We start from the raw sequence: 22,447 nt of genomic DNA, 5'->3' as shown, positions 1-22,447 counted from the left end.
CTTGAATACTATTCAAAACAAGCCCGAATAACCTCAATGATCCTCTCCTGCTGCTCCACTGTCATCTTATTATCACTAGGCAGACACAGACCTCGGTTGAAAATATCCATTCCAACATCAGACACGCTGCCTGCAATATATGCATTCGATCTGGCTCTTCCATTTCCGTCTTTTACAACAAATGGATTCAGACGATAAATCGGCTGCATATGCATCGGTTTCCAGACTGGGCGTCCTTCTGCATTAATAGATGCAATTGCTTCCAGAATCTCTGTCGGACAGGTTTTTCCTGTTTCTTTTATGTAGCAGACATCCTGCTCGCCACGAACCTGCTTGCACATCGCTTTCTTATCAATAATCAGACAAGACAGCCAGTAATTTGGCTCAGAATTTTCCAGATCCATTGGATTCATGGATACTGGTAATCCTTTTAATCCCTCTTTATATCTCTCATAGATTGCTTTTTTCTGTGCAATATGTTCATTTAAATATGAAAACTGCCCACGTACAACGCCAGCAACCACATTGCTCATTCGATAGTTATATCCCAGTTCTTCATGCTGGTACCATGCAGCATTCTCTCTGGCCTGCGTTGACCATTTACGTACTTTATTTGCAGCTTCTTCATCATCTGTCAGGAAACATCCGCCTGAACTTCCTGTAATGATCTTGTTTCCATTAAAAGAAATCGTATTATACTTTCCAAACGTACCTGTCTGAACACCTTTATATGTGGCTCCCATAGATTCTGCCGCATCCTCGATCAAAATAGCTCCATGCTTTCTGATCACAGCATTTAATTCTTCTATCTTTCCCGGAGTTCCGTAAAGATGTGCAATAACCACAACCTTCGTATCAGGATAGATTTCAAAGGCTTTTTCCAATGCTTCCGGATCCATGTTCCAGGTATCATACTCTGTATCTATAAATACCGGTTCTCCGCCTTCGTATACAACTGGATTTACTGTTGCATCAAAAGTCATATCGGAGCAGAAAACTTTTTTTCCTTCCAATGCTCCATGACCTACTTTCGGCATACCATATGCTTCGATTCCAGCCAGTTTCATAGCCAGATGTAAAGAAGCCGTTCCTGCTGATAAAGCTACCGCATATTTGCAGCCAATATATTCACAGGCAAGTTTTTCTACTTCATTAATGTTTTTTCCTACTGTAGACATCCAGTTTGTTTCATATGCTTCTTTTACATATTCAATTTCCGGTCCATGCATTGTTGGACTGCTTAACCAGACTTTGGATTCAAATTTTTCAAACTTATTACTTTCTTTGAACATGGCTCTCTACCTCTTTTTATGTACTTTCAGTTTATGCTTGATCACTTCTCCGCAGCCACAGCCGCCTCACTCATCAGCTCCTCATACACCTTCTTATGCAGCTTCAGGTCGGAATCCGCAGAGTGATAGGTCGGTACGATCGCGGCTACGATGTCTCGGATCTTTTCGCTGTTGGCGTAGCCGTATGCTGCCAGGACTTCCAGCTGTTTGAAGAATTCCTGTACGTCCATTTCGATGGGTTTGCCGATGTGGATGAGGTCGTTTGGAGTTTTCTCCATGCCTTCTTCGGCCATCAGCTTTTCTTCGTAAAGCTTTTCGCCTGGGCGGAGACCAGTGTAGGTGACTTTGATGTCTACATCCGGGGTGTAGCCGGAAAGCTTGATCAGGTTTCGGGCAAGGGTGTCGATCTTTACCGGGGCTCCCATGTCCAGGACGAAGATCTCGCCGCCTTTGGCGTAGGTTCCTGCCTGGAGGACAAGGCTTACGGCCTCCGGGATAGTCATAAAGTAGCGGATGATGTCCGGATGTGTGACGGTGACAGGGCCGCCTTTTTCGATCTGGCGCTTGAACAGCGGGATCACACTTCCGTTGCTGCCGAGAACGTTTCCGAATCGTACAGCTACGAATTCTGTGCCGGTTCCTGTTTTCGATGTATGGTTCTCACTTACATATGCCTGACCTTCGTTGTCGTGAAGTGCATCCAGGGTATCCTTTCTGTGTCCGCCAAGTCGTGGCAGCCAGTCGGTGTGTCCGTTGTGGCTGACCATGTTCATGCTCTGGACTACCATTTCGCAGAGTCGTTTGCTGGCGCCCATGATGTTGGTCGGGTTTACAGCCTTGTCGGTACTGATCAGCACAAATCGCTGGCAGCCGTTCATCATTGCCGCATATGCAGTCTTATAGGTTCCTACCACATTGTTCTTGATCGCCTCACAGGGGCTGTTCTCCATCAGCGGTACGTGCTTATGTGCGGCTGCATGATATACGATCTCCGGCTTATAGGTTTCAAATACCCAGTTGATCCTTTTGCTGTCACGGACGGAGCCGATCAGTACCTTCAGGTTCAGGTTCGGATAACTGGCCTTCAGCTCCTGCTCAATGTCATATGCATTATTTTCATAAATATCGAAGATCACCAGAAGCTCCGGCTCATGACCTGCGATCTGACGGCAGAGCTCGCTTCCGATGGAACCGCCGCCTCCTGTTACCAGGATCCTTTTGCCCTTCAGATACTGAAAGATCTCGGACATGTTGACTTTGATGGTGTCTCGTCCGAGAAGATCCTCCACTGCTACTTTTTTCATCTTGCTCAGGGATACTTCTCCGTTTACAAGCTGATATACACCCGGGAGCTGCTTCAGCTCGCAGCCGGTTTCCTTGCAGATGTTCAGGATATCCCGCTTCTGATGCGGTGTTGCCGTCGGGATCGCAAGAAGGATCTGATTGATATGATACTTGTCCACATTGAGAAAAATATCGTCTCTTCCGCCTACCACCGGAACGCCTTCCATGTATCTTCCCCATTTATTCGGGTTGTCATCGATCAGGCAGCGTACTCTGGAATTGGTTTCCTTTGCATTCTGAAGCTCCCGGACAATGGTCCTGCCCGCTTCTCCTGCACCGATGATCATCACGTTTTTGCTCCGCTCCTCACGCTCGCTCTTTTCTCTGCGGTTCCGCTCAAGAAGTACAAAACGATAGGAGAAACGTACGCCTACAGTCAGGAAAAACTGCAGCATGATACCGATCAGATAATAGGAAGCCGGCATCCGTCCCCAGAAGATCGTGATACCCACAATATGCAGAACACCTGTGATCACAGTTGCAACCGTGATCTTGATCAGCTCATGGAAGCTTGCGAAACGCCATACACTGTTATACAGATGCAGGCATCCGAATACTGCCAGGATGATAATGGTATAGATTGGTGCAAAGCTCCTCCATGCATCAAAATAATCTGTGGGAATCGAGGAATACCGAAAATCGAATCTCACCAGCAGCGCCATAAAATAAGAAAAATTAACAGCTATCATGTCATAGATGATCAGATATATCGCAATTACTTTCCAATGTTCTAACTTCTTCATACTTCCTCCGGTCTGTCTTACTGTTTCTGCATAATCCCTGATGTATTCTTCCTGCTCTTTGTCTTCTGTCTGCTTTTCCCTGGGACTTTGTTTTGCCAGTGCCAGAAGCAGGACCGAGAACGCAAGAAGTACTACGATCAGCATGATCAATAAAATCTGCATTTTTTACTTCCTCTTTTATATTTATAACTTATCTAATTTATTTTTATCCCCGAACTGCGTCTCCGCAGCCCGGGTCATTATATTCGAATCTCAATATGTATGAATCATTTGGCGCCGCTTCCGCGGAAAACGACCATAACTGTCTTAACCAGGATCTCAATATCCAGTTTCAGACACCATTCGGCAATGTACTTTGTGTCAAGCTCTACGACTTCCTCGAAATCCGTAATATCACTTCGACCGCTTACCTGCCACATACCGGTAAGTCCCGGCTTGATGGCCAGACGTTTGCGATGGTGAAGCTCATACTTCTCCCACTCATCCATTGTCGGCGGTCTGGTTCCTACAAGACTCATATCTCCTTTCAGAATATTCCAGAACTGTGGAAATTCATCCAGGGATGTCTTTCGGATAAAATGTCCTACTCCTTTGATGATTCGTGGATCATCATCCATTTTGAACATCATTCCATCTTTTATGTTATTCTGTTTCATCAGTTCTTTTTTGCGTTCTTCTGCATCCATATACATGGAGCGGAATTTATAGATCTTGAACGGACGACCGTTCTTTCCCATGCGGACCTGTGAGAAAAATGCAGGACCCGGAGATTTGATCTTAATGGCCGGAACCAGAAAGATCGCTGCGATTCCTGTAAAAAGACAACCTACCAGACCGCCTGCGATATCCATAGCTCGTTTCACAAACATCTGGCGCGGTGTCACAATGTGGATACTGCTGGAAAGCACAGTGTATCCGCCAAGCTCCTCCACCACCTGGTTCTTGCCAAGGGATTTCATGGTTGCCAGTCTCATATGGATAACAACTCCCATTGCAGAACAATCCTTGATCATCTGCTCCGGGATCGGAATTTCCTTAGGCACTGCAAAAAATACTTCATCGATCCAGTTCTTATGGATATAGGAGATCATATCCTCCTTTCCGGCTACTACCGGCACTCCACAGACGGATGCTCCCTTCTTGTCACAATCCATAAAAACAATTCCTGCCAAATGATAGGTTCCGTAATTATTCTTGCGGATGGTTTCCACCACATTGTCTGTATTTTCACTGACTGTAACGATCAGCAGGGATCGCTTCTCGCTTTCTTCGTATCTGTGATCCTTCAGGAATTTCTTCAATGCCTGTCTGCCGCAGTAGCTGAAGCAGATATAAAGTACATAGGTGATCAGCAGGATCATTCTGGAATAATTGTTTCCAATTCTTAAAAGAAACATATATGCCAGGACCAGAAGACAGACCAGTGTACACTGTTCAAAGGTTTTCTTCAGTTCCACCAGCATTCCTCTTCGCAGAACTCCGCTGAAGCTTTCATTAAAAAATGTGACCATCAGCTGGATAAGAAACATCACCACTGCCACATTTCGATACAGCTCTGTCTCGTATGGCTGATCGATCCCGTTTCGGATCCAGTATGCAAGTACAAACGCAAGCTGCAGACACAACATATCGCAAATCGTAAAATCGGCATGTTTTACCCAGCTGCTGTTTTCTTTTTGATACATATTCTTTTCTACGCCTTCCCTCGCTTACATTTTTTGTTGCTTTTATCCCCTCTCCGGTATCTCAGGCACCTGGAGAGGGGATGATATTTATTTCACAACAATGGTAAGTACGGCTCCGTTGGAGCTGTTTCCACTGTTGTCTACTACATAATATGTAAGCTCGTAAGTTCCCGGTGCAGCTGTATTTACATCACCGGTGATCTGAATCCTTTTGAAAAGATCACTGGTTGACTCTGTATCATCCTGGATATCCTTTACATAGCTTAATTTATCCAGCGTAGTTCCTACCGGTACCTCTACGTAATATGTAGTCAGATACATCTTTGGATCCTGCGGAGAAAGCTGCTCGATCTTGTCTTCCTGTGTCTTCTGCGCCTGTTCCTCCGGAGTCAGTTCTCCTTCTGCGGAATCTCCGCTTTCAGCATCTGTGCTGTCTGCTTCTGTCCCATCCTGCATATCTGTCTCTTCTGCAGGCTCTGTGGTATCTGTGGAATCTCCGTCCTCTGTGAGACCGTCATTATCGATCAGTCCCAGCTGCGGATTTTCGGCACTGCCGTCCTGAGCTTCCATGGTAAATTCTTTTTTTGTTACATTGTTGTTTTTGTCCTTTGCAACAAAGATAACAGAAACCTGTTTTCCGTCATTCTTCGGATATATGGTTTCTACAGTAAGAGACTCTGTAACATCTCCATCTCTGTCATCCTGTGCCTTTACATCCTTCAGAAGATCCTCTTCTGTCATATCGGATGTATAATTCGTATCTTTTCCCTCTTCAAATGTGATCTTCGGTCCTTCATTATCCTCGGAGCTCTTCATGTATACTACACCGGCTCCCATACCAAGGCAGATGACCACTAATAAAAACACAAAAAATTTCTTCATATTTTTGCTGCTCCCGGCCTTTCCCAACACTTTGATCCGTTGTTGTTATTTTTATGCGTGACGTTTCTTTTTCTTTTTGGATTTCTTGCCCATTTTGGAAGAGTATGGGATTGTACCAAGTACGCTTAATCCAAGATATTTCTCTACGTCTTCCGGTGTCTTTACAGTATCGTTTGTCAGATATACGATGAGCACAACGGCTGCTGCCAGAAGGATACCCAGAAGTCCGCCGATCACACCGTTTTTCGGTACGCTTGGGCTTGACGGCTCATCCGGGATGTTTGCTGTCTCTACCACATTTACTGCCTTGATATCCATAACCTGCTGGATATGCTTGGAAGCAATATCTCTTACTGCGTTTGCGATCTGTGCCGCTGTATAAGGATCGGTATCTGTAACTGTGATGGATACTACTCGTGTATCCGTTGGTGTATCTACGGAAAGCTTCTTAAGAAGCTCCTCATGTGTCATATCCAGTTTCAGCTGTGCGATCACACCCTCAGTAACTGTACGGCTCTTGATCAGCTCCGCATAGTCCTTGGTCAGTGATGTACTTGTCTGGATATCCTGATTGGTCAGTGTGCTGCTGTCCTGCTTGGACAGTACCACGATCTTGGTTGTGGATTCATACTTCGGTGTGATCAGAAGCATGGTTCCCATAACAGCTGCCAGGCAGAAAACAATACCGGATAAAATGATAACACCCAGCTTGCTCAGTAACAGGTGAAATACCTCACCAAGATCGATCTCTACTTCGTCGTTGTTGTTAACAGTCTGATTTTCCATTTCTTTTCTCCATTACCCTGTGATTTTCCGGGGATTTTTGATAAAGATCTTCTTTACATATTCGCTCCCCATTGTTTTTTCCATTTTGGCGACACATTTGCCGATCTCCGGGATACGCTCCGTCTTACGGTGTCCGTCAGAACCGACAAAATCCAGAAGCCCATGCTTCATGACTTTCCGTGCAAAGGTTTTTGCCCCGAATCCGTCCTGACCGCTGATGGTATCTGCATTGACCTGGATATGTGCTCCCATATCCTTCAGCTCTGTCAAAAATCCAATATCGTTCCGGGTAGCCTTATAACGTTCCACATGAGCGATGATCGGGATAAAACCATTCATCAGAAGACTTCTGACCCGTTCTTCAATATAATTTTTCTCATCTCCGTTGCTGAATTCCACAAGCACATATCTGGAACCTGCAAGGGTAAGCCGCCGTCCCTTCTTAAGGCATTCCACCATATCCATACTGGAATGGAGTTCACAGCCCAGATAAAGTCTCATGCCTTCATCACCAATATTCATGGCTGCTCTACGCAGCTGCATAAACTGTCTTGTCACAATGTTCATATGCGGCTCAAACATATCGTACCGGAAATGTGGTGTCAGGATCACATGACGTACGCCCTCCTGATACTCCTTATTGAGCATCCAGAGTGATTCTTCCATGTTTCTTGCACCGTCATCCACCCCGGGGAGGATATGACAATGAATATCATAAAGTCCCTTCATTAAAATAACCCACTCATTTCTGTTGTCAATGTTTTTTTATTTACTGCTGCTCTCACCATAATCTCCGTAGGAACCATACTTACCGTACTTGCCGTATTTACCATACTTGCCATAGTGACCGTAATTGCCGGCCTTGCTGTAGTCCACCTTGTTCAGGATGGTTCCCAGGATCGGGCAGTTGCTCTTGGCAAGCTGATCTCTTACTTCCTGTACAAAACGGTAGCTGATAGTACCGGATTCAACGACGATTACAGATCCGTCGCAGGAATCTGCTATGATAGCACTGTCGATGATCAGTCCAAGCGGCGGTGTATCTACAATAACGTAATCATAAACATCTCTTACCACGCGGATCATATCCTTGAAGAGTCTGTTTCCGAGAAGCTCTGCCGGGTTCGGAGGTACGATACCGGAGAAGATAATATGGAACTTCGGAAGTGTAGTGGCACAGATCACGTCAGAAAGCTTGGCCTGCTTGGAAAGATAATGAGCAAGTCCCATTACCTCCTGGTCTACTGTCACACGTCCCATCAAAACGGATTTACGCAGATCGGCATCGATCAGAAGCACTGATTTGCCGCTCTCAGCAAGAGAGGCAGCAAGATTAAATGCCACACTGCTCTTTCCCTCATTAGGAGTACAGCTGGTAAGTGCGATCACTTTCTTATCTGCTCCGCAGAACTGGATATTTGTTCGCAGAGCTTTATAAGCCTCATCCATCTGGTGATCAGACTTCCAGTTGCTCAGTTTAACTTTAATCATAATTCCTTTTCACCTTTACCTTTTTGTTCTATCTGATGACAGTCTTGCCCTTTGGGCATGTCTATAGGTTATTATACAATCCTATTTTCTAATACGCAAGTTCTTTATTCGACAGAAAAGTCGTTAAATATGTACAATTTGCCTAATTTTTATTATTTTTTATTTCCCGGCCCAGAAACAGGATAGATTATTTTTATTCCCTGTGTTAAAATAAACCCACGGCAATGAGTGCAGCGGTTACAGGAGGAGCCCTATTTTTTGCCAACCGTGATTGGCTGCCATAAGGAGGATATAAACATATGACAAAACAGGAATTTCAGAAACTGACCGAAGATCATGTCCTGCTGCTGGATGGTGCTACCGGCTCCAACCTGATGAAGGCCGGCATGCCGCGTGGTGTCTGCACAGAGAGCTGGGTGCTTGAGCACAAGGATGTGATCCAGTCTCTGCAGAAGGCATACATCGCGGCGGGAAGCCATATCATCTATGCGCCTACCTTCGGCGGAAACCGCATTAACCTCACTATGCACGGACTGGAGGATCAGATCGAACAGATCAATCATACCCTGGCAGGCTATTCAAAGGAGATCGCACCGGAGGGTGTTTTCGTAGCAGGTGATATCACCACCACAGGCAAGATGATGGCACCGGCCGGTGACATGACTTACGAAAAAGCCTTCGAAGTCTATCAGGAACAGATCGGCTATCTCCGTGATGCAGGTGTGGACCTGATCGTAGCGGAAACCATGATCAATATCGAGGAGACACTGGCTGCTGTAGACGCCTGCCAGAGTGTCTGCGAGCTTCCTATCATCTGTACCGTGACTGTAGAAGCAGACGGAAGTATCTTCAGCGGCGGAAATGCCATAGAGGCTGCCATGTCCCTGGAAGCTGCAGGTGCAGACGCTGTCGGCATCAACTGCTCGGTTGGCCCGGATCAGCTGGTATCGGTTATCCGTAATATCAAAGAGAACGTTTCCATTCCGGTCATTGCCAAACCCAATGCGGGAATGCCCCAGATCGATGATCTTGGAAATGCAGTTTACAGCATGACCCCTGCGGATTTTGCAGGTTATATGAAGGTGCTGGTGGACAACGGTGCTTCCGTGATCGGCGGATGCTGTGGTACCACACCGGAGTTTATTTCGGAAACCGCCCAGGTGCTTGGACTTCGATAACTTTAACCGGAACAGATATGCTTCCACGCACTGCTTCAATTGAGAACAGCAATAAGCCGTGAGTGAAAGATTCCGTCAAAAAAATCCTGAGGATCCTATGTGAGATATCAACAGATATCAATATAGAAATTCTCAGGATTTTTATTTTTCCGGATATTATTTCTCTTTTACTGCTTCTTCCGGCCGGTTTGCCTCATCCGCATAGGAGCTGCGGATCGCTTTTCGCACTGGAAGTACACAGGCAGGAACAACGGAAAGGCCGTCCACTCCCATCTGGATAAAAGCTTCTGTAAGATTGGAATCTGCTGCCAGCTCTCCGCATATGTAAACTTCACATCCTGACTTATGTCCTGCCTCTGTTACCATGCGGATCATCTTTACAAGCGCTGGATGATGATCGTTGTATTTATCCTTCAAAAGAAGATTCTGCCGGTCCATAGCCAGGGTATACTGGGTCAGGTCATTGGTTCCTAGGCTCAGAAAATCCACACGTTTTCCAAGTTCTTCACTGATCATGACCGCTGCCGGTGTTTCGATCATAATTCCGGTACGGATGTTTTTGTAAGGAATGTTCTTCTCATCCAGGCCCTTTTTTACCTCACGGATCAGCTTCTCGATCTCATCCAGTTCATCCTCGGACGTGATCATCGGATACATCAGGTTGATATTTCCATAGGCACTTGCACGGTAAATAGCCCGAAGCTGCGCTTTAAACATTTTTTTGCGATCCAGGCAGAGGCGGATGCCGCGGTTTCCCATCATAGGATTGACCTCATCAGGAATTGCCATATATTCTGCCTGACGGTCTGCCCCCAGGTCCACGGTACGGATCACTGCCGGACGTTCATCCATATCCTCAGCTACTTTTTTATAGGCACGGAACAGCTCATTCTCTCTTGGATAATTCTCTCTTCCGAGATACTGGAATTCACTTCGAAGAAGGCCGATACCTGCTGCTCCGTAATAAAGAACCGTATTCAGATCATCCAGATTTCCGATGTTTGCCAGAAGCTTGATCTCCTTGCCATCGGCTGTAATATCCTTTTGGTTCCGAAGTCTCAAAAGTTCTTCCCGCTCTTCCTTATCTGCTGCATGACGGATCTCATATTCCTTAAGAAGCTCCGGCTCCGGATCGATATACAGTGTTCCTGTATACCCATCTACAATAGCCATATGACCATCCCATTCTTTCTGTATCTCCACCTCGACCAGGGTGGGGACTTCCATGGATTTTGCCATGATCGATACATGGGAAATAACAGACCCCTGATGCATGACTACCGCCAGAAGACTGGCTTTGTTCATCTCCAGAAGTTCATTGGGGGAAAGCTGCTCTGCTGCAAGGATCACCGGCTCATCTCCCAGATTGATCCGTGCATGGGAGCCACCCATGGCGCCGATCAGCAGCTCAGAAATCTCCCTGATATTTTCGATCTGTTCTTTGACAGCCTCGTCCTCCAGCTTGCGGAACACATTGGCAAGCTCATCCCTGGTTGTCTGGACTGCGTAAGCTGCACTGACCTTTTCTGTCGTGATCATGCTTTCCACGGCCCGCTGAAAGCTGCCGCCACTTAAGAGCTTCAGCTGACGTTTCAAGGTCAGCTCCTGCTCTTTAGGGAGGGGTGCTCCGTTTTTATACATATGCTGGATCTGGTTCTTTACCGCTGTTCTTGCATTATCCAGACGATCCAGCTCCTTTTTTACATTGTCTACCATGGACTGACGGATCTGATATTCGCCTCTGTGGTAATACAGTATTTTTCCAATGGCTATTCCGGAAAAAGCGGATGTACCTTTGTATATCTCCACCTGAAAAACCCCCTTACTGGTTCGTCTGCTTAATCGCAGGCAGCTTTAAACTCTGTCCAGATCTTATTGTATTCCTGCTCTGCTTCCTGGCTTACATTCTGTACGATCTCACCCTTTGTCACGCTGTCCGGAACAACCAGGCTCTCGTCTACCAGATCATCTGCTGCCTTGTTTGTATTGTAGTATCCGATATAGTTGATGCACTGTGCAGATACTTCCGGCTCCAGGATATAATTGATAAATTCATTGGCAGCCTTCGCATTCGGTGCTTCACTTGGCACAAACATTCCCATAATACCAAATCCAAGACCTTCCTTAGGATAAACCACCTTAAGATCCGGATTATCCTTCAGTGCCTGTGTTACCTGTGATGTATAAAGAAATGCCACACTTGCCTCTCCGTTGAGAAGGGCATTCTGTGTATTGTCATCCTGGATCATACGAATGTTCGGTGCCAGCTCTTTCAGCTTCTCACCGGTCTTGTCGATCACGGCTACATCTTCTTCGTTCATGCTCTCTCCCATGGAAAGCTGTGTGATGCCACAGATCACGCGGTAATTACCTACGATGGCAATGCTGTCCTCCAGAGACTTATCCCAGAGATCCTTGTATCCTTTAATGTCGATATCTACCTGCTCCGGATCATAAACGATCAGTGGGATTCCTGCTCCGTAAGGTACTGTATATTCGTCATCCGGATCATAAAACTGTCCCTGATAAAGGGGGTTGATGTTCTTAAAATTGGAAACGGTATCCTTGTCGATCTTCTGGACAAGTCCCTCTTTTACCGCGCTGTCGATAATGTAATCATCTGCAATTACCACATCGTAATCGCCGCCCTTTGCCTGGGAAAGCTTCTCAAGCATGGTCTCATCGGTATCAAAGTTGGAATATACCACCTTGGTCCCTGTTTCTTTTTCAAAATCATCCAGCACTTCCTGCGGAAACATTCCGTCCCATGTATAAAGTACCAGTTCATCCTTATCCTTTGCACTGACACTGACACCTGTTATCATAGATGTTCCAAGTACCGCACATAACATGATCGCTGCTGCTTTTTTTGATTTCATAGAACCTCCTTCATGTCTCTCTCTGACGTCTTGTTATTTTGCTTTTACCTTTGTCCAAAGCTCTGCGAATTTCTTCTTAATCTTTGGCTTCTGGTATCCGAAGATCTCATTCTTTGGATTGTCGATCTGCGGAATATAGGAAGAAATTCCCTCATAAGTTCCGTTCTTCATCTCCTCGAATGCACTCTTTACAGTAGAAGTATATCCTACTTCTTCGGTATTGGAAAGAGCATTTTCATCATCCAGCATAAAATTGATGAACTCATGAGCCAGATCTACTTCATTACAGTCCTTGGTGATGACCATGGCATCATACCAGGTATTGGTTCCCTGCTGCGGAGTATAATAGCCAAGCTCCGGATTTTCGCTGATAATATAGGAAGCATCTCCGGAATAAACAACCGCCATTGCCTTGTTTCCTGAGATCATGTTGTCGATCACATCATCACCTGCATAGATCGGATCCATGGTATCTCTCTGCCGGATCAGCCACTCATAAGCCTGCTGGATCTCATCAAGATTTTTTGTGTTCATGGAATACCCCAGCGCTTTCAGGGCGATCATAAAGGAATCCCTTTCGGAATCATACATATAAAGATCTCCCTTATATTTTTCATCGCAGAGAATATTCCAGCCCTCTTTGTCAAGATCCTCCTGAGAGACTACATTCTTATTATAAAGGATTCCTACAGTTCCCCAGAAATACGGACAGGAATAACGATTTCCCGGATCATAGTCCTTATTCTGTACCTCGGGAAGAAGATTTTTGCTGTTTGGGATCTTTTTCCAGTCAAGGGCCTGAAGATATTCCTCCTTGATCAGTCTTTCGATCATATAATCTGACGGAACCAGAACATCGTAGGTTTCACCACTGGCCAGCTTGGTGTACATCATCTCATTGGACTCAAAGGTTTCATATACAACAGTACAGTTATACTGCTTCTCAAATTTGTCCAGAAGACTCAGGTCCATATATTCTCCGGCATTATATACACGAAGCACATGGTTTCCCTGACTTACGATCGTCCACTTTCCCAATACCAGAACAACCGCAGCAGCTGTGACAACCGCAACGATCCTTCTTTTTTTCGGATCCATTTTTTTCACGGTGGAGGCCTGAAGCTTCGGCATGATCAGATTTGCAAAAAGAAGCACCAGTACAATGACCACGATCACAATAGTAGAAAGGGCGTTGATAGTGGGATTGATACGCTTTGTCATATTATATACAACAATGGATATATTTTTTACTCCGTTTCCGGAAACAAAGTAGGAAATTACGAAATCGTCAAAGGACATGGTAAAGGCCAGGAGCGCTCCCGCAAAAATCCCTTCTTTGATCATGGGCACGATAACCTTGGTAAGTGCCTGATATGGCGTTGCACCAAGATCCATGGCTGCATTGGCAAGGTTCGGATCCAGGCTTCGTACCTTCGGATATACACTGGTGATCACATAGGGCGTACAGAATGCGATATGTGCCAGCAGCATGGTCAGATAGCCTTTCGTCATTCCCAGCGAAGAAAACAGCAGCATCAGACCAATCGCGGTTACGATCTCCGGATTCAGAATTGGAAAGTTATTGATGGTAAGGACTATCTCCTTCAGCACCTTTCTGGATTTTGAAAGTCCGATGGCTGTGATGGTTCCCAGCACTGTGGAAATAACAGTTGCCAGAATTGCCACTGTAACCGAAACATAAACTGCCTTACTGATCTCCATGTTGTTTATCAGCTCTCCGTACCAGCGCAGGGAAAATCCTGTAAATCTGGTCAGGGACTTGGATGAGTTAAAGGAAAAGATCATGGTCACAAGGATCGGCAGATAAAAAAATGCCAGACACAGCACTACATATAATTTTGAAAATATGGTATTTTTTCTTTTCATCTCCTGCCTCCTTTAATCGTCCTGAGTATCCATCTTCTTCATCAGGCTCATAAAGATCAGGATGATCACTGCCAGGATCAGAGAGATGGCACTTCCGAAGTTCCAGTCACCTACAGAAATAAACTGTGACTCGATGAGATTACCGATCAGCATGTACTGGCCGCCGCCGAGAAGCTTCGGAATAACGAAGGTTGATATGGACAGAAGGAATACCATCATGATACCATTGACCACACCTGGCATGGAAAGCTTCCAGGTGATCCTCCAAAAGGTCTGAAAGGGATTGGCACCAAGGTCGTTGGCCGCTTCGATCAGTGACTTGTCCATTTTACTTAAGGATGTATGGATTGGAATGATCATAAAGGGCATAAAGTTACAAACAAGGCCCACGATAACGGAAAAATCTGTATACATCATGGTGATCGGTGAGATTCCCAGCATTTTCAGAAGGTTGTTCACCAGACCATTGTCAGAAAGAATGTTCATCCATGCATAGGTACGGAGAAGCATGTTGATCCACATGGGAATGGTGACCATAAGGATCAGAAAGCTCTGCACCTTTTCAGAATATTTGGAGATAATGTATGCCAGCGGATATCCGCAGACCAGGCAGATCAGTGTGGTCAGGATACCCAGGCGGAAGGATTTCAGGATAACACTTAAATATGTAGCTTCCAGAAATTTTGCAAAATTCGCCCATGTAAAATGCAGGGTCAGAACTTCATTTCCATCTGAGGTAAATGCATAAAGCACGATCAGGATCAATGGTACCACGATCAGGATCGAAGCCCAGATGATATACGGCTTGATCAGATGCTTGAACTGTTTCATTAGTATCCTCCCATTCTGCACATAACATGGATATCCTCAGGACCAAACTTCAGTCCCACTTCACGTCCCACTTCTGCATAATCGGTAGTGTGCACCATGTATGTGCGAAGCTCCGTCTCAACCAGGATCTCATAATGCACGCCCTTGAACGTAATGTTCCGTACCGTTCCTCTGATCTTGGCCTGATCCGGTTCCACAATATCCAGATCCTCCGGGCGGAGAACAACCTCAATGGCTTCGTTGTCCTCAAATCCCTTGTCTACACATTCAAAACGGAAGCCATCAAACTCCACAAGGAAATCCCTGATCATTATTCCTTCTATAATATTGGACTCTCCGATAAAGCCGGCAACAAAACGGTTCTCCGGCTCATTATAGATATCTGTCGGGCTGCCGATCTGCTGGATCTCACCGTTGTTCATGACTACTACCGTATCAGACATGGAAAGTGCCTCCTCCTGGTCATGGGTAACATAGATGAAGGTGATCCCTACCTCTCTCTGGATCTTTTTCAGCTCGATCTGCATCTGCTTACGGATCTTGGCATCCAGTGCGCCAAGTGGCTCATCCAGCAGAAGCACCTTCGGCTCATTGACAAGAGCTCTGGCAATGGCAACTCGCTGCTGCTGTCCACCGGAAAGAAGTGTAACATCTCTTTTTTCGAAGCCTTCCAGCCCTACCATTTTCAGCATTCTTTTTACCTTCTGCTCAATAACAGATTTATCTACCTTTTTCAGATTCAGGCTGAAACCGATATTGTCCATAACATTGAGATGCGGAAACAATGCATATTTCTGGAATACCGTGTTGATCTCTCTTTTATATGGAGGCAGCTTGGAGATCTCAATTCCGTTAAACAGTACCTCTCCGCCGCTTGGCTCCTCAAAGCCGGCAATGATCCTTAAGGTTGTTGTCTTTCCACAGCCGCTGGGTCCCAGAAGCGTAAGGAATTCGTTTTCGTGAATGTCCAGATTAATGCCCCGGAGCACCTGCTGGTCATCAAAGTTTTTTGTGAGATTTTTTAACTCGATCAGTTTATTGCTCATCTTTTATATTCCCCTTCCCGCGTTTTCCTGCGATCAGATATACTGCCAGTACCAGAAGGATCACTCCCAGCATTATGGTACAAAGTGCATTGATCTCCGGCGTAACGCCTGTTTTCATCTGTGTGTAAACCTTTATCGGCAGCGTGGATACACGTGGCCCGGTTACAAAAATACTGATCACCACATCGTCCATGGACATGGCAAAGGCCAGCAGAGAGCCGGATATAACAGCCGGCATGATCAGCGGCAGGGTAATGTCCCAGAAGGCCCGAAAGGAACCGGCACCAAGATCTCTGGCTGCCTCTTCCAGGGACGGATCCATTCCCACAAGCCTTGCTTTTACCTCCATCAAAATATAGGGCACGCAGAAAACCGTGTGTCCGATCAGAAGTGTCAGCATTCCAAATGGCAGGTTCAGCATATAGAAAAATGCCATCAGTACCATTCCCAGAATGATCTCCGGGATCATCAGAGGCAGGATGGAAATATACTCCATCACCCCTTTTGTTTTCCAGTGGATCCTGGAAAGTCCTACAGCCCCCAGTGTTCCGATCAATGCAGATACCCCACAGCTGGACACCGCCAGGATCAGACTGTTTTTCAATGCCTGGATCAGATCCCTGTCCTGAAACAGTTCCTGATACCATTTCAGGGAAAATCCGGTAAAGCGCACCGGAAGTCTTGCTTCATTAAACGAAAATACCACTACCACACCAATGGGCAGATACATAAGGAAAAACAGGATTCCCAGGTACAGTCCTGAAAGCTTTGAGTTCTTTTTCATCCGATTCCCTCCAGTTCCTTCACATTGGTAAGCTTCCGATATAATACGATCATCAGAGTTGTCAGTATCATCAGTACCACAGCCAGTGCTGCGGCAAAGGGCCAGTTATTGCCTCTTGTCATCTGCTCCTGGATCAGACTTCCCACAAGTACGATCTTGTTTCCGCCCAGGATATCCGCAATAAAAAACAGACCCATAGATGGAATAAAGGTAAGTATCACTCCGGAAAGAAGTCCCGGCAAAGTCAGCTTAAAAGTGACGCTCCAGAAAGCCTTCCATCTGCTGGCTCCGAGGTCTCTGGCAGCTTCCACAAGGGACCAGTCCAGCTTTTCCGCACTGGAATATACGGACAGTGCCATAAACGGCAGCAATACATAGATCATACCGATCACGATTGCCGGATAGCTGTACAGGATTTTTAAGGGCTCCTGGATGATGCCAAGCTTCATCAGCAGATAATTCAGAAGGCCCTTTTTCTGGAGAATGATGATCCAGCCATAAAGACGGATTAGGGAATTCACCCAGAAAGGCAGCATCAGGAAAAGCATGGCCAGCTTCTTTTTGCCCCCGGAAAGCTTTGCCATAAAGTATCCGAAGGGGTAGCCCACCAGACAGATGATCAAAGTGCTGGTGAGCGCAAGGCGGAAGGATCCCGTAAAGGTCTGCAGGTATACAGGCTCCAGGATCTGCTTGTAATTATCCAGAGTAAATTTCCAGTTCACGCCGTAGCCGCCGTCTGCTGTGGAAAAGCTCAGTGCAACTACATACAGAAGAGGCAGTGCGACGAAGATCAGTGTAAAAAGGTACAGCGGCAGGATCATCCATACGGAGCCTGCTCTGTGCTTACGCATGGGTACCTCCTGCACAGGGACCTGACTGATCCGGCAATACTTCTTCTGATCTTTCTTCCCGATCTACCAGCACTGCATCTGTAGGAAGAAAACAGCAGCGCACCTTTTCTCCTACACTGACATTTGTATCAATTCCATAACGGCTTGCCACGATTTCCTGACCTTCCGAAGTTTTCAAAACAACACGGAGCTGGCCGCCGGCGAAGGTTTTTTCAATGACTTCGGCGGTTAAGCCATCGCAGCTGTCATCTGCGTTTTTTTCTGCGGGCTCCTGTACACTCTTTTGTGTGTTTTCTGATGTGCAATTTGGCGTGCTTTGTTGTGCATTTTTTTTATTTTCTTCAAACCGGATATTTTCGCTTCTTACTGCGATGGTAACCTTTTCTCCTTTTTGTGGGAAATATCCTCTGTCAGATGTAGCTGCGGTGTCCATTGATACTTTTACTTTTCCGGCATCAGTTCTTACGGTGATCTGAGCGGAAGTACCGTCAATCTCCTCTTCCGCAATGCTTTCCACAATACCGGTCAGGATATTGGCATTTCCAACAAAGGTTGCCACATAGCTGGTCTTCGGATGATTATAGATCTCATCCGGCGTCCCAATCTGCTCAAAGCGACCGTGGTTCATCACAGCGATCGTATCAGACATGTTGATGGCTTCTTCCTGATCGTGAGTGATATAGATAAAGGTGATCCCCAGCTTCTTCTGCAGGCGCTTCAGCTCGTGCTGCATGGCACGCCTCAGCTGCAGATCCAGTGCACCAAGGGGTTCGTCCAGAAGAAGTACCTCCGGATTGTTCACAAGTGCTCTGGCTATGGCCACACGCTGGCGCTGACCGCCAGAAAGCTCTGACGGCTTACGCCTCTCAAAGCCCGGAAGCTGGACAAGATCCAGCATTTCTTTGACTCTTCTGCTGATCTCCGCTTTCGATATTTTTTTCAATTTCAGCCCATATCCAATGTTATCTGCTACATTCATATGGGGAAAAAGTGCATAATTCTGGAACACTGTGTTCACATTGCGCTGATTCGGTTCCAGGGATGTCACATCCTTTCCATCCAGAAAAACCTGTCCGGAATCTGGCTGTTCCAGGCCTGCAATGATCCGCAGTGTGGTGGTTTTTCCACAGCCGGAAGACCCCAGCAGAGTGACAAATTCTCCTTTTTTTGCTGTAAGACAGATGCTTTCCAGGACGTCCTCACCTTCCTGGAAGCTCTTTTTTATGTTTTTCAGTTCTAATGAAATTTCGGACATTTAGTTCTCCTTCTGTTTGCTATGATATCCGCCCCCTGCATGGGACTTTCCTGATATAAGATTGCTTATTGTACTCTCGCAGGGGATTCTCCTGATTCGGTTAACTACTCATTTTCATGAAAATTATCTCGTATATACTGACAATAAGTTTCTTTATTAAATACAGGTTTAAATTCCCGACAGATTTTTTTTGCTTCTTTTGCCTGATCACAGAGAAGACGATACGTAGTCAGTGCCAGAAGCTTGGCTGGTTTGATATATGCCAGTTCTTCATCCATGATCTTAAAATCTGCTCCGTGAAGTTTTCCCGCAAATCCTCCGAATGTAAAATTCAGCACTGGAAACAGATGGGTCAGGTCTCCTACGTCGGTACAGGCGTTGTTAAAATCTGCCGGCTTTGAGCACCGGTACGTAGCGTCCAGAAGCTTTACAGATTCTTCCATCACTTTATCCGCACCTCTGTGCAGGATCGGCATATATCCCTGAAGCGGTTCTCTTTCGATCGTACCACCGAATGCATAGGCAGCTCCGTCATAGGCACGATCCATTTTTTCCTGTGTTGCCCGGATCGCATCCAGAGACGCTGCACGGACTTTTGTTTCGATCACCGCTTCGTCCGGAACTGCATTGATCACATCCCCGGCTTTTCGGATCACGTTGTGAAGACGCACATGGTCTTCCTCCCGGAAGGTTTCCCGCATCAGTCCCATCATCTGGATGGCACTGGAAGTAATACTTAATGCATTGACACCATCCCATGGATCAATGGCTGCATGTGCGGCTTTTCCTCTTACTGTCACTCGTTCTGCGGAAAATCCGTTGCATGCCGCATTTCCCAGGTAAAAATCTTCTTCTACCGGCATCATGTGCACATGTGTGGTCAAAATAATGTCTGAATGATCAAATTCTCCAAGCCGGATCAGCTCGCTTTTTCCGGATGCCGGGAAGCCGATTTCCTCTTTCCGAAGCCGTGCACGTTTATCTGCATCAATGTATTCTTCCGCCGGAACGGCAAAAAAAGATACGGACCCAGACAGAGAGGCTTGAACCTCCTCATTGGTCAGTGCCAATGCTGCGCCGATCATGGCTGCAATCTGTGCGTGGTGTCCGCATGCATGTGCTGTCCCATTAACGGGATCAGCCATCGGATGCGACTTACATCCGATGGCGTCAAGTTCTCCGATAATCGTAACGTTCGGTCCGTCCTGTTCCATCCACTCAGCGCGGACTCCTGTGCGTGCAAGTCCTCCATGCACACGAAGTCCCAGGCCACGCAAAAAAGCCGCAACATGTGCGGCTGTTCTCTCCTCATAAAATCCCGGCTCCGGATGGCTCTGGATATCCTTCGCAAAGGCTATGATCTCATCTCTGTGTTCATCTATAGTCTGAATGATCTTTTCTTCAATATGATTCATGTCTTATAACCTCCATTTTCCGCAGGTTAAGCTATATGATATCATAAAACAGTTGATTTGGAAATAGATATTTTCTGGAGATATTTCGCTACTCCGTCGTTTTCATTGGAACCGATGATCCCGGTTGCCACAGCTTTCAGTTCACTCACTGCATTTTCCACTGCATAGGCTTCATCCGCTATTTTAAACATATCAATATCATTTTTTCCATCACCAAAAACAACTAATCTGTCACATTCCAGTTTTTGTTTTAGCTGCAAAGCAGCCTGCGCTTTGGATGCTTTTTGCGGCATGATCTCCAGCCACTGCTCTCCTGTATAGATATCTTGCTGATATACAACATGATATTTATTTTTATATTTATGATAAAATGGTTCCAGCTTCTCCGGCTTATCAATGCAGGTGATATAAAAAAAATCTCCATACATCAATTCAGACTCTGTAGTTACAATATTCGTACGTTTGTCACCTTTCCTGCTGTTTAAAAATGCCTGCATTCCACTTGTTGCCTTTGCCGCTATATAAGAAAACTTTTCAACATTATCCTGATATGAATATATGATCGGATATATTTCGTGTGCAAAAAGATCCCTCAATACCTCATATATATCCTCTTCAAAATAATTGGCAATAAGGATTTCTTCTGTTATATTATCTTTCACAAATGCCCCATTGTATATAATAAGAGGGAAGTGTGTGTTAAGGCCTTCTGTTACTTTTTTTGCCGTATTTAAGGAACGAGCTGTTGCATAGGAAAATAACATGCCTGAAGAAGTTAAAGCATTGATTATTTTTATTGTATATGAAGATAGAGTTTCATTTTTTCGTAAAAGAGTTCCGTCGAGATCTGATACGTATAGTGTTTTCATAAATAAATCCTTTCGTTTTGCTATGGACTGTAAATAGAGAAACTTTTTTCAGTTGACAGGAAAATTGATGATAAAGTATTTCTTTATTATAGCACAAAAAAAGTGGCCATTTAAGCCACTTTTTTACGATTGTATATTCAAAACTACATACATGTTCTGTTGATGATCGTTAATCTTTTTTGAATCAATTCTTAACCTGCGTTTCTTGGTCAAGCCCTCACCCGATTAGTAACAGTCAGCTCCATGTGTTACCACACTTCCACCTCTGCCCTATCTACCTCGTCGTCTTCAAGGGGGTTTACTTCATAAGAATGGGATATCTCATCTTGAGGGGGGCTTCACGCTTAGATGCCTTCAGCGTTTATCCCTTCCGGACTTGGCTACCCGGCCATGGCTTTGGCAAGCCAACCGGTCCACCAGCGGTCCGTCCATCCCGGTCCTCTCGTACTAAGGACAGCTCCTCTCAGATATCCTACGCCCACGCCGGATAGGGACCGAACTGTCTCACGACGTTCTGAACCCAGCTCGCGTACCGCTTTAATGGGCGAACAGCCCAACCCTTGGGACCTACTACAGCCCCAGGATGCGATGAGCCGACATCGAGGTGCCAAACCACTCCGTCGATGTGAACTCTTGGGAGTGATAAGCCTGTTATCCCCAGGGTAGCTTTTATCCGTTGAGCGATGGCATTCCCACTTAATACCACCGGATCACTAAGCCCTACTTTCGTACCTGCTCCACCCGTCGGTGTCGCAGTCAAGCTCCCTTCTGCCTTTGCACTCTTCGAATGGTTTCCGTCCATTCTGAGGGAACCTTTGGGCGCCTCCGATACCCTTTCGGAGGCGACCGCCCCAGTCAAACTCCCCGCCTGGCATTGTCCCACCGCCGGATTACGGCGGCTGGTTAGAAGCCCAATATCACAAGGGTGGTATCCCAACAGCGGCTCCGCGGCAACTGACGTTACCGTTTCTCAGCCTCCCACCTATCCTGTACATGCAACACCGGACCCCAGTGCCAAACTGGAGTAAAGCTCCATGGGGTCTTTCCGTCCTGGCGCGGGTAGCCAGCATCTTCACTGGCACTTCAATTTCACCGGATGTATTGCCGAGACAGCGCTCAAATCATTACGCCTTTCGTGCGGGTCGGAACTTACCCGACAAGGAATTTCGCTACCTTAGGACCGTTATAGTTACGGCCGCCGTTTACTGGGGCTTAAATTCAAAGCTTCG

18 protein-coding genes and 1 rRNA gene are annotated in these 22,447 nt (G+C 46.0%); 1 reads left to right on the top strand and 18 read right to left on the bottom strand.

From position 1 onward, the window contains the following. Positions 1–8: 8 nt before the first annotated feature. From LI091_RS15000 to LI091_RS14970, 7 genes are all read right to left on the bottom strand, one after another. Positions 9–1,292 carry a DegT/DnrJ/EryC1/StrS family aminotransferase gene (locus LI091_RS15000; RefSeq protein ID WP_118608197.1) on the bottom strand — a complete coding sequence of 428 codons (1,284 nt, stop codon included), beginning with the start codon at positions 1,290–1,292 and terminating at the stop codon, positions 9–11. Between the two features lie 41 nt (positions 1,293–1,333). After that, complete coding sequence (locus tag LI091_RS14995) at positions 1,334–3,379, bottom strand: polysaccharide biosynthesis protein (protein WP_173733630.1); 2,046 nt, start codon at positions 3,377–3,379, stop codon at positions 1,334–1,336. Between the two features lie 266 nt (positions 3,380–3,645). Continuing rightward, entirely contained in the window at positions 3,646–5,064 is a 1,419-nt protein-coding gene (locus LI091_RS14990) for a sugar transferase (RefSeq protein ID WP_265191311.1), read from the bottom strand. Positions 5,065–5,151: 87 nt separating this feature from the next. Further along, complete coding sequence (locus LI091_RS14985; RefSeq protein ID WP_022426287.1) at positions 5,152–5,946, bottom strand: immunoglobulin-like domain-containing protein; 795 nt, start codon at positions 5,944–5,946, stop codon at positions 5,152–5,154. Between the two features lie 51 nt (positions 5,947–5,997). Further along, on the bottom strand, positions 5,998–6,732 hold the full coding sequence (locus tag LI091_RS14980) for a YveK family protein (RefSeq protein WP_015525688.1): 735 nt from the start codon (positions 6,730–6,732) through the stop codon (positions 5,998–6,000). Between the two features lie 12 nt (positions 6,733–6,744). Next, on the bottom strand, positions 6,745–7,461 hold the full coding sequence (locus tag LI091_RS14975; RefSeq protein WP_015525687.1) for a CpsB/CapC family capsule biosynthesis tyrosine phosphatase: 717 nt from the start codon (positions 7,459–7,461) through the stop codon (positions 6,745–6,747). Between the two features lie 36 nt (positions 7,462–7,497). Next, entirely contained in the window at positions 7,498–8,223 is a 726-nt protein-coding gene (locus tag LI091_RS14970; RefSeq protein ID WP_015525686.1) for a polysaccharide biosynthesis tyrosine autokinase, read from the bottom strand. Positions 8,224–8,522: 299 nt separating this feature from the next. Between LI091_RS14970 and LI091_RS14965 the strand changes: the two genes are divergently transcribed. Continuing rightward, positions 8,523–9,401 (top strand): homocysteine S-methyltransferase family protein, encoded by an 879-nt coding sequence (locus LI091_RS14965; RefSeq protein WP_021651064.1) that lies wholly within the window; start codon positions 8,523–8,525, stop codon positions 9,399–9,401. A gap of 156 nt (positions 9,402–9,557) precedes the next feature. Here the strand turns inward: LI091_RS14965 and ptsP are convergent, their stop codons facing one another. The 11 genes from ptsP to LI091_RS14910 form a co-directional block, all read right to left on the bottom strand. Next, positions 9,558–11,210, bottom strand: coding sequence for a phosphoenolpyruvate--protein phosphotransferase (gene ptsP, locus LI091_RS14960; RefSeq protein ID WP_022426290.1), 1,653 nt, complete (start codon positions 11,208–11,210; stop codon positions 9,558–9,560). Between the two features lie 29 nt (positions 11,211–11,239). Continuing rightward, positions 11,240–12,280, bottom strand: coding sequence for a polyamine ABC transporter substrate-binding protein (locus tag LI091_RS14955; protein WP_161209455.1), 1,041 nt, complete (start codon positions 12,278–12,280; stop codon positions 11,240–11,242). Between the two features lie 33 nt (positions 12,281–12,313). Then, positions 12,314–14,167, bottom strand: coding sequence for an extracellular solute-binding protein (locus LI091_RS14950; RefSeq protein ID WP_161209457.1), 1,854 nt, complete (start codon positions 14,165–14,167; stop codon positions 12,314–12,316). Between the two features lie 12 nt (positions 14,168–14,179). After that, positions 14,180–14,998, bottom strand: coding sequence for an ABC transporter permease (locus LI091_RS14945; RefSeq protein WP_015525682.1), 819 nt, complete (start codon positions 14,996–14,998; stop codon positions 14,180–14,182). Continuing rightward, positions 14,998–16,044 carry a spermidine/putrescine ABC transporter ATP-binding protein gene (potA, locus tag LI091_RS14940; RefSeq protein WP_161209459.1) on the bottom strand — a complete coding sequence of 349 codons (1,047 nt, stop codon included), beginning with the start codon at positions 16,042–16,044 and terminating at the stop codon, positions 14,998–15,000. The genes LI091_RS14945 and potA overlap by 1 nt, the downstream gene beginning before the upstream one ends. Beyond that, positions 16,034–16,828, bottom strand: coding sequence for an ABC transporter permease (locus LI091_RS14935; protein ID WP_161209461.1), 795 nt, complete (start codon positions 16,826–16,828; stop codon positions 16,034–16,036). The genes potA and LI091_RS14935 overlap by 11 nt, the downstream gene beginning before the upstream one ends. Next, positions 16,825–17,679, bottom strand: coding sequence for an ABC transporter permease (locus LI091_RS14930; protein ID WP_161209463.1), 855 nt, complete (start codon positions 17,677–17,679; stop codon positions 16,825–16,827). The genes LI091_RS14935 and LI091_RS14930 overlap by 4 nt, the downstream gene beginning before the upstream one ends. Further along, entirely contained in the window at positions 17,672–18,934 is a 1,263-nt protein-coding gene (locus LI091_RS14925) for an ABC transporter ATP-binding protein (protein WP_161209465.1), read from the bottom strand. Before LI091_RS14925 ends, LI091_RS14930 begins: the two co-directional genes overlap by 8 nt. A 104-nt stretch (positions 18,935–19,038) precedes the next feature. Beyond that, positions 19,039–20,349: a peptidase dimerization domain-containing protein gene (locus LI091_RS14920; protein ID WP_161209467.1), complete on the bottom strand. Its 1,311-nt coding sequence runs from the start codon at positions 20,347–20,349 to the stop codon at positions 19,039–19,041. Positions 20,350–20,390: 41 nt separating this feature from the next. Beyond that, a complete protein-coding gene (locus LI091_RS14915) occupies positions 20,391–21,218 on the bottom strand; it encodes an HAD family hydrolase (RefSeq protein ID WP_195274453.1) in 828 nt (275 codons plus the stop codon). A gap of 205 nt (positions 21,219–21,423) precedes the next feature. After that, positions 21,424–22,447: ribosomal RNA gene (locus LI091_RS14910) — 23S ribosomal RNA — on the bottom strand; the annotation flags it as partial.

It is taken from the genome of Blautia sp. MSK20_18, from assembly GCF_020553125.1.
Taxonomy (GTDB): Bacteria; Bacillota; Clostridia; order Lachnospirales; family Lachnospiraceae; genus Blautia_A; species Blautia_A fusiformis.
The sequence above is the reverse complement of the archived record's forward strand: the minus strand, read 5'-3'. Positions and strand labels throughout refer to the sequence as shown.

What these genes read in the sequence shown, in the direction of transcription:
- LI091_RS15000 (WP_118608197.1), bottom strand. Translation starts at nt 1,292, where the DNA reads ATGTTCAAAGAAAGTAATAAGTTTGAAAAATTTGAATCCAAAGTCTGG.
- LI091_RS14995 (WP_173733630.1), bottom strand. Translation starts at nt 3,379, where the DNA reads ATGAAGAAGTTAGAACATTGGAAAGTAATTGCGATATATCTGATCATC.
- LI091_RS14990 (WP_265191311.1), bottom strand. Translation starts at nt 5,064, where the DNA reads ATGTATCAAAAAGAAAACAGCAGCTGGGTAAAACATGCCGATTTTACG.
- LI091_RS14985 (WP_022426287.1), bottom strand. Translation starts at nt 5,946, where the DNA reads ATGAAGAAATTTTTTGTGTTTTTATTAGTGGTCATCTGCCTTGGTATG.
- LI091_RS14980 (WP_015525688.1), bottom strand. Translation starts at nt 6,732, where the DNA reads ATGGAAAATCAGACTGTTAACAACAACGACGAAGTAGAGATCGATCTT.
- LI091_RS14975 (WP_015525687.1), bottom strand. Translation starts at nt 7,461, where the DNA reads ATGAAGGGACTTTATGATATTCATTGTCATATCCTCCCCGGGGTGGAT.
- LI091_RS14970 (WP_015525686.1), bottom strand. Translation starts at nt 8,223, where the DNA reads ATGATTAAAGTTAAACTGAGCAACTGGAAGTCTGATCACCAGATGGAT.
- LI091_RS14965 (WP_021651064.1), top strand. Translation starts at nt 8,523, where the DNA reads ATGACAAAACAGGAATTTCAGAAACTGACCGAAGATCATGTCCTGCTG.
- LI091_RS14955 (WP_161209455.1), bottom strand. Translation starts at nt 12,280, where the DNA reads ATGAAATCAAAAAAAGCAGCAGCGATCATGTTATGTGCGGTACTTGGA.
- LI091_RS14950 (WP_161209457.1), bottom strand. Translation starts at nt 14,167, where the DNA reads ATGAAAAGAAAAAATACCATATTTTCAAAATTATATGTAGTGCTGTGT.
- LI091_RS14945 (WP_015525682.1), bottom strand. Translation starts at nt 14,998, where the DNA reads ATGAAACAGTTCAAGCATCTGATCAAGCCGTATATCATCTGGGCTTCG.
- potA (WP_161209459.1), bottom strand. Translation starts at nt 16,044, where the DNA reads ATGAGCAATAAACTGATCGAGTTAAAAAATCTCACAAAAAACTTTGAT.
- LI091_RS14935 (WP_161209461.1), bottom strand. Translation starts at nt 16,828, where the DNA reads ATGAAAAAGAACTCAAAGCTTTCAGGACTGTACCTGGGAATCCTGTTT.
- LI091_RS14930 (WP_161209463.1), bottom strand. Translation starts at nt 17,679, where the DNA reads ATGCGTAAGCACAGAGCAGGCTCCGTATGGATGATCCTGCCGCTGTAC.
- LI091_RS14925 (WP_161209465.1), bottom strand. Translation starts at nt 18,934, where the DNA reads ATGTCCGAAATTTCATTAGAACTGAAAAACATAAAAAAGAGCTTCCAG.
- LI091_RS14920 (WP_161209467.1), bottom strand. Translation starts at nt 20,349, where the DNA reads ATGAATCATATTGAAGAAAAGATCATTCAGACTATAGATGAACACAGA.
- LI091_RS14915 (WP_195274453.1), bottom strand. Translation starts at nt 21,218, where the DNA reads ATGAAAACACTATACGTATCAGATCTCGACGGAACTCTTTTACGAAAA.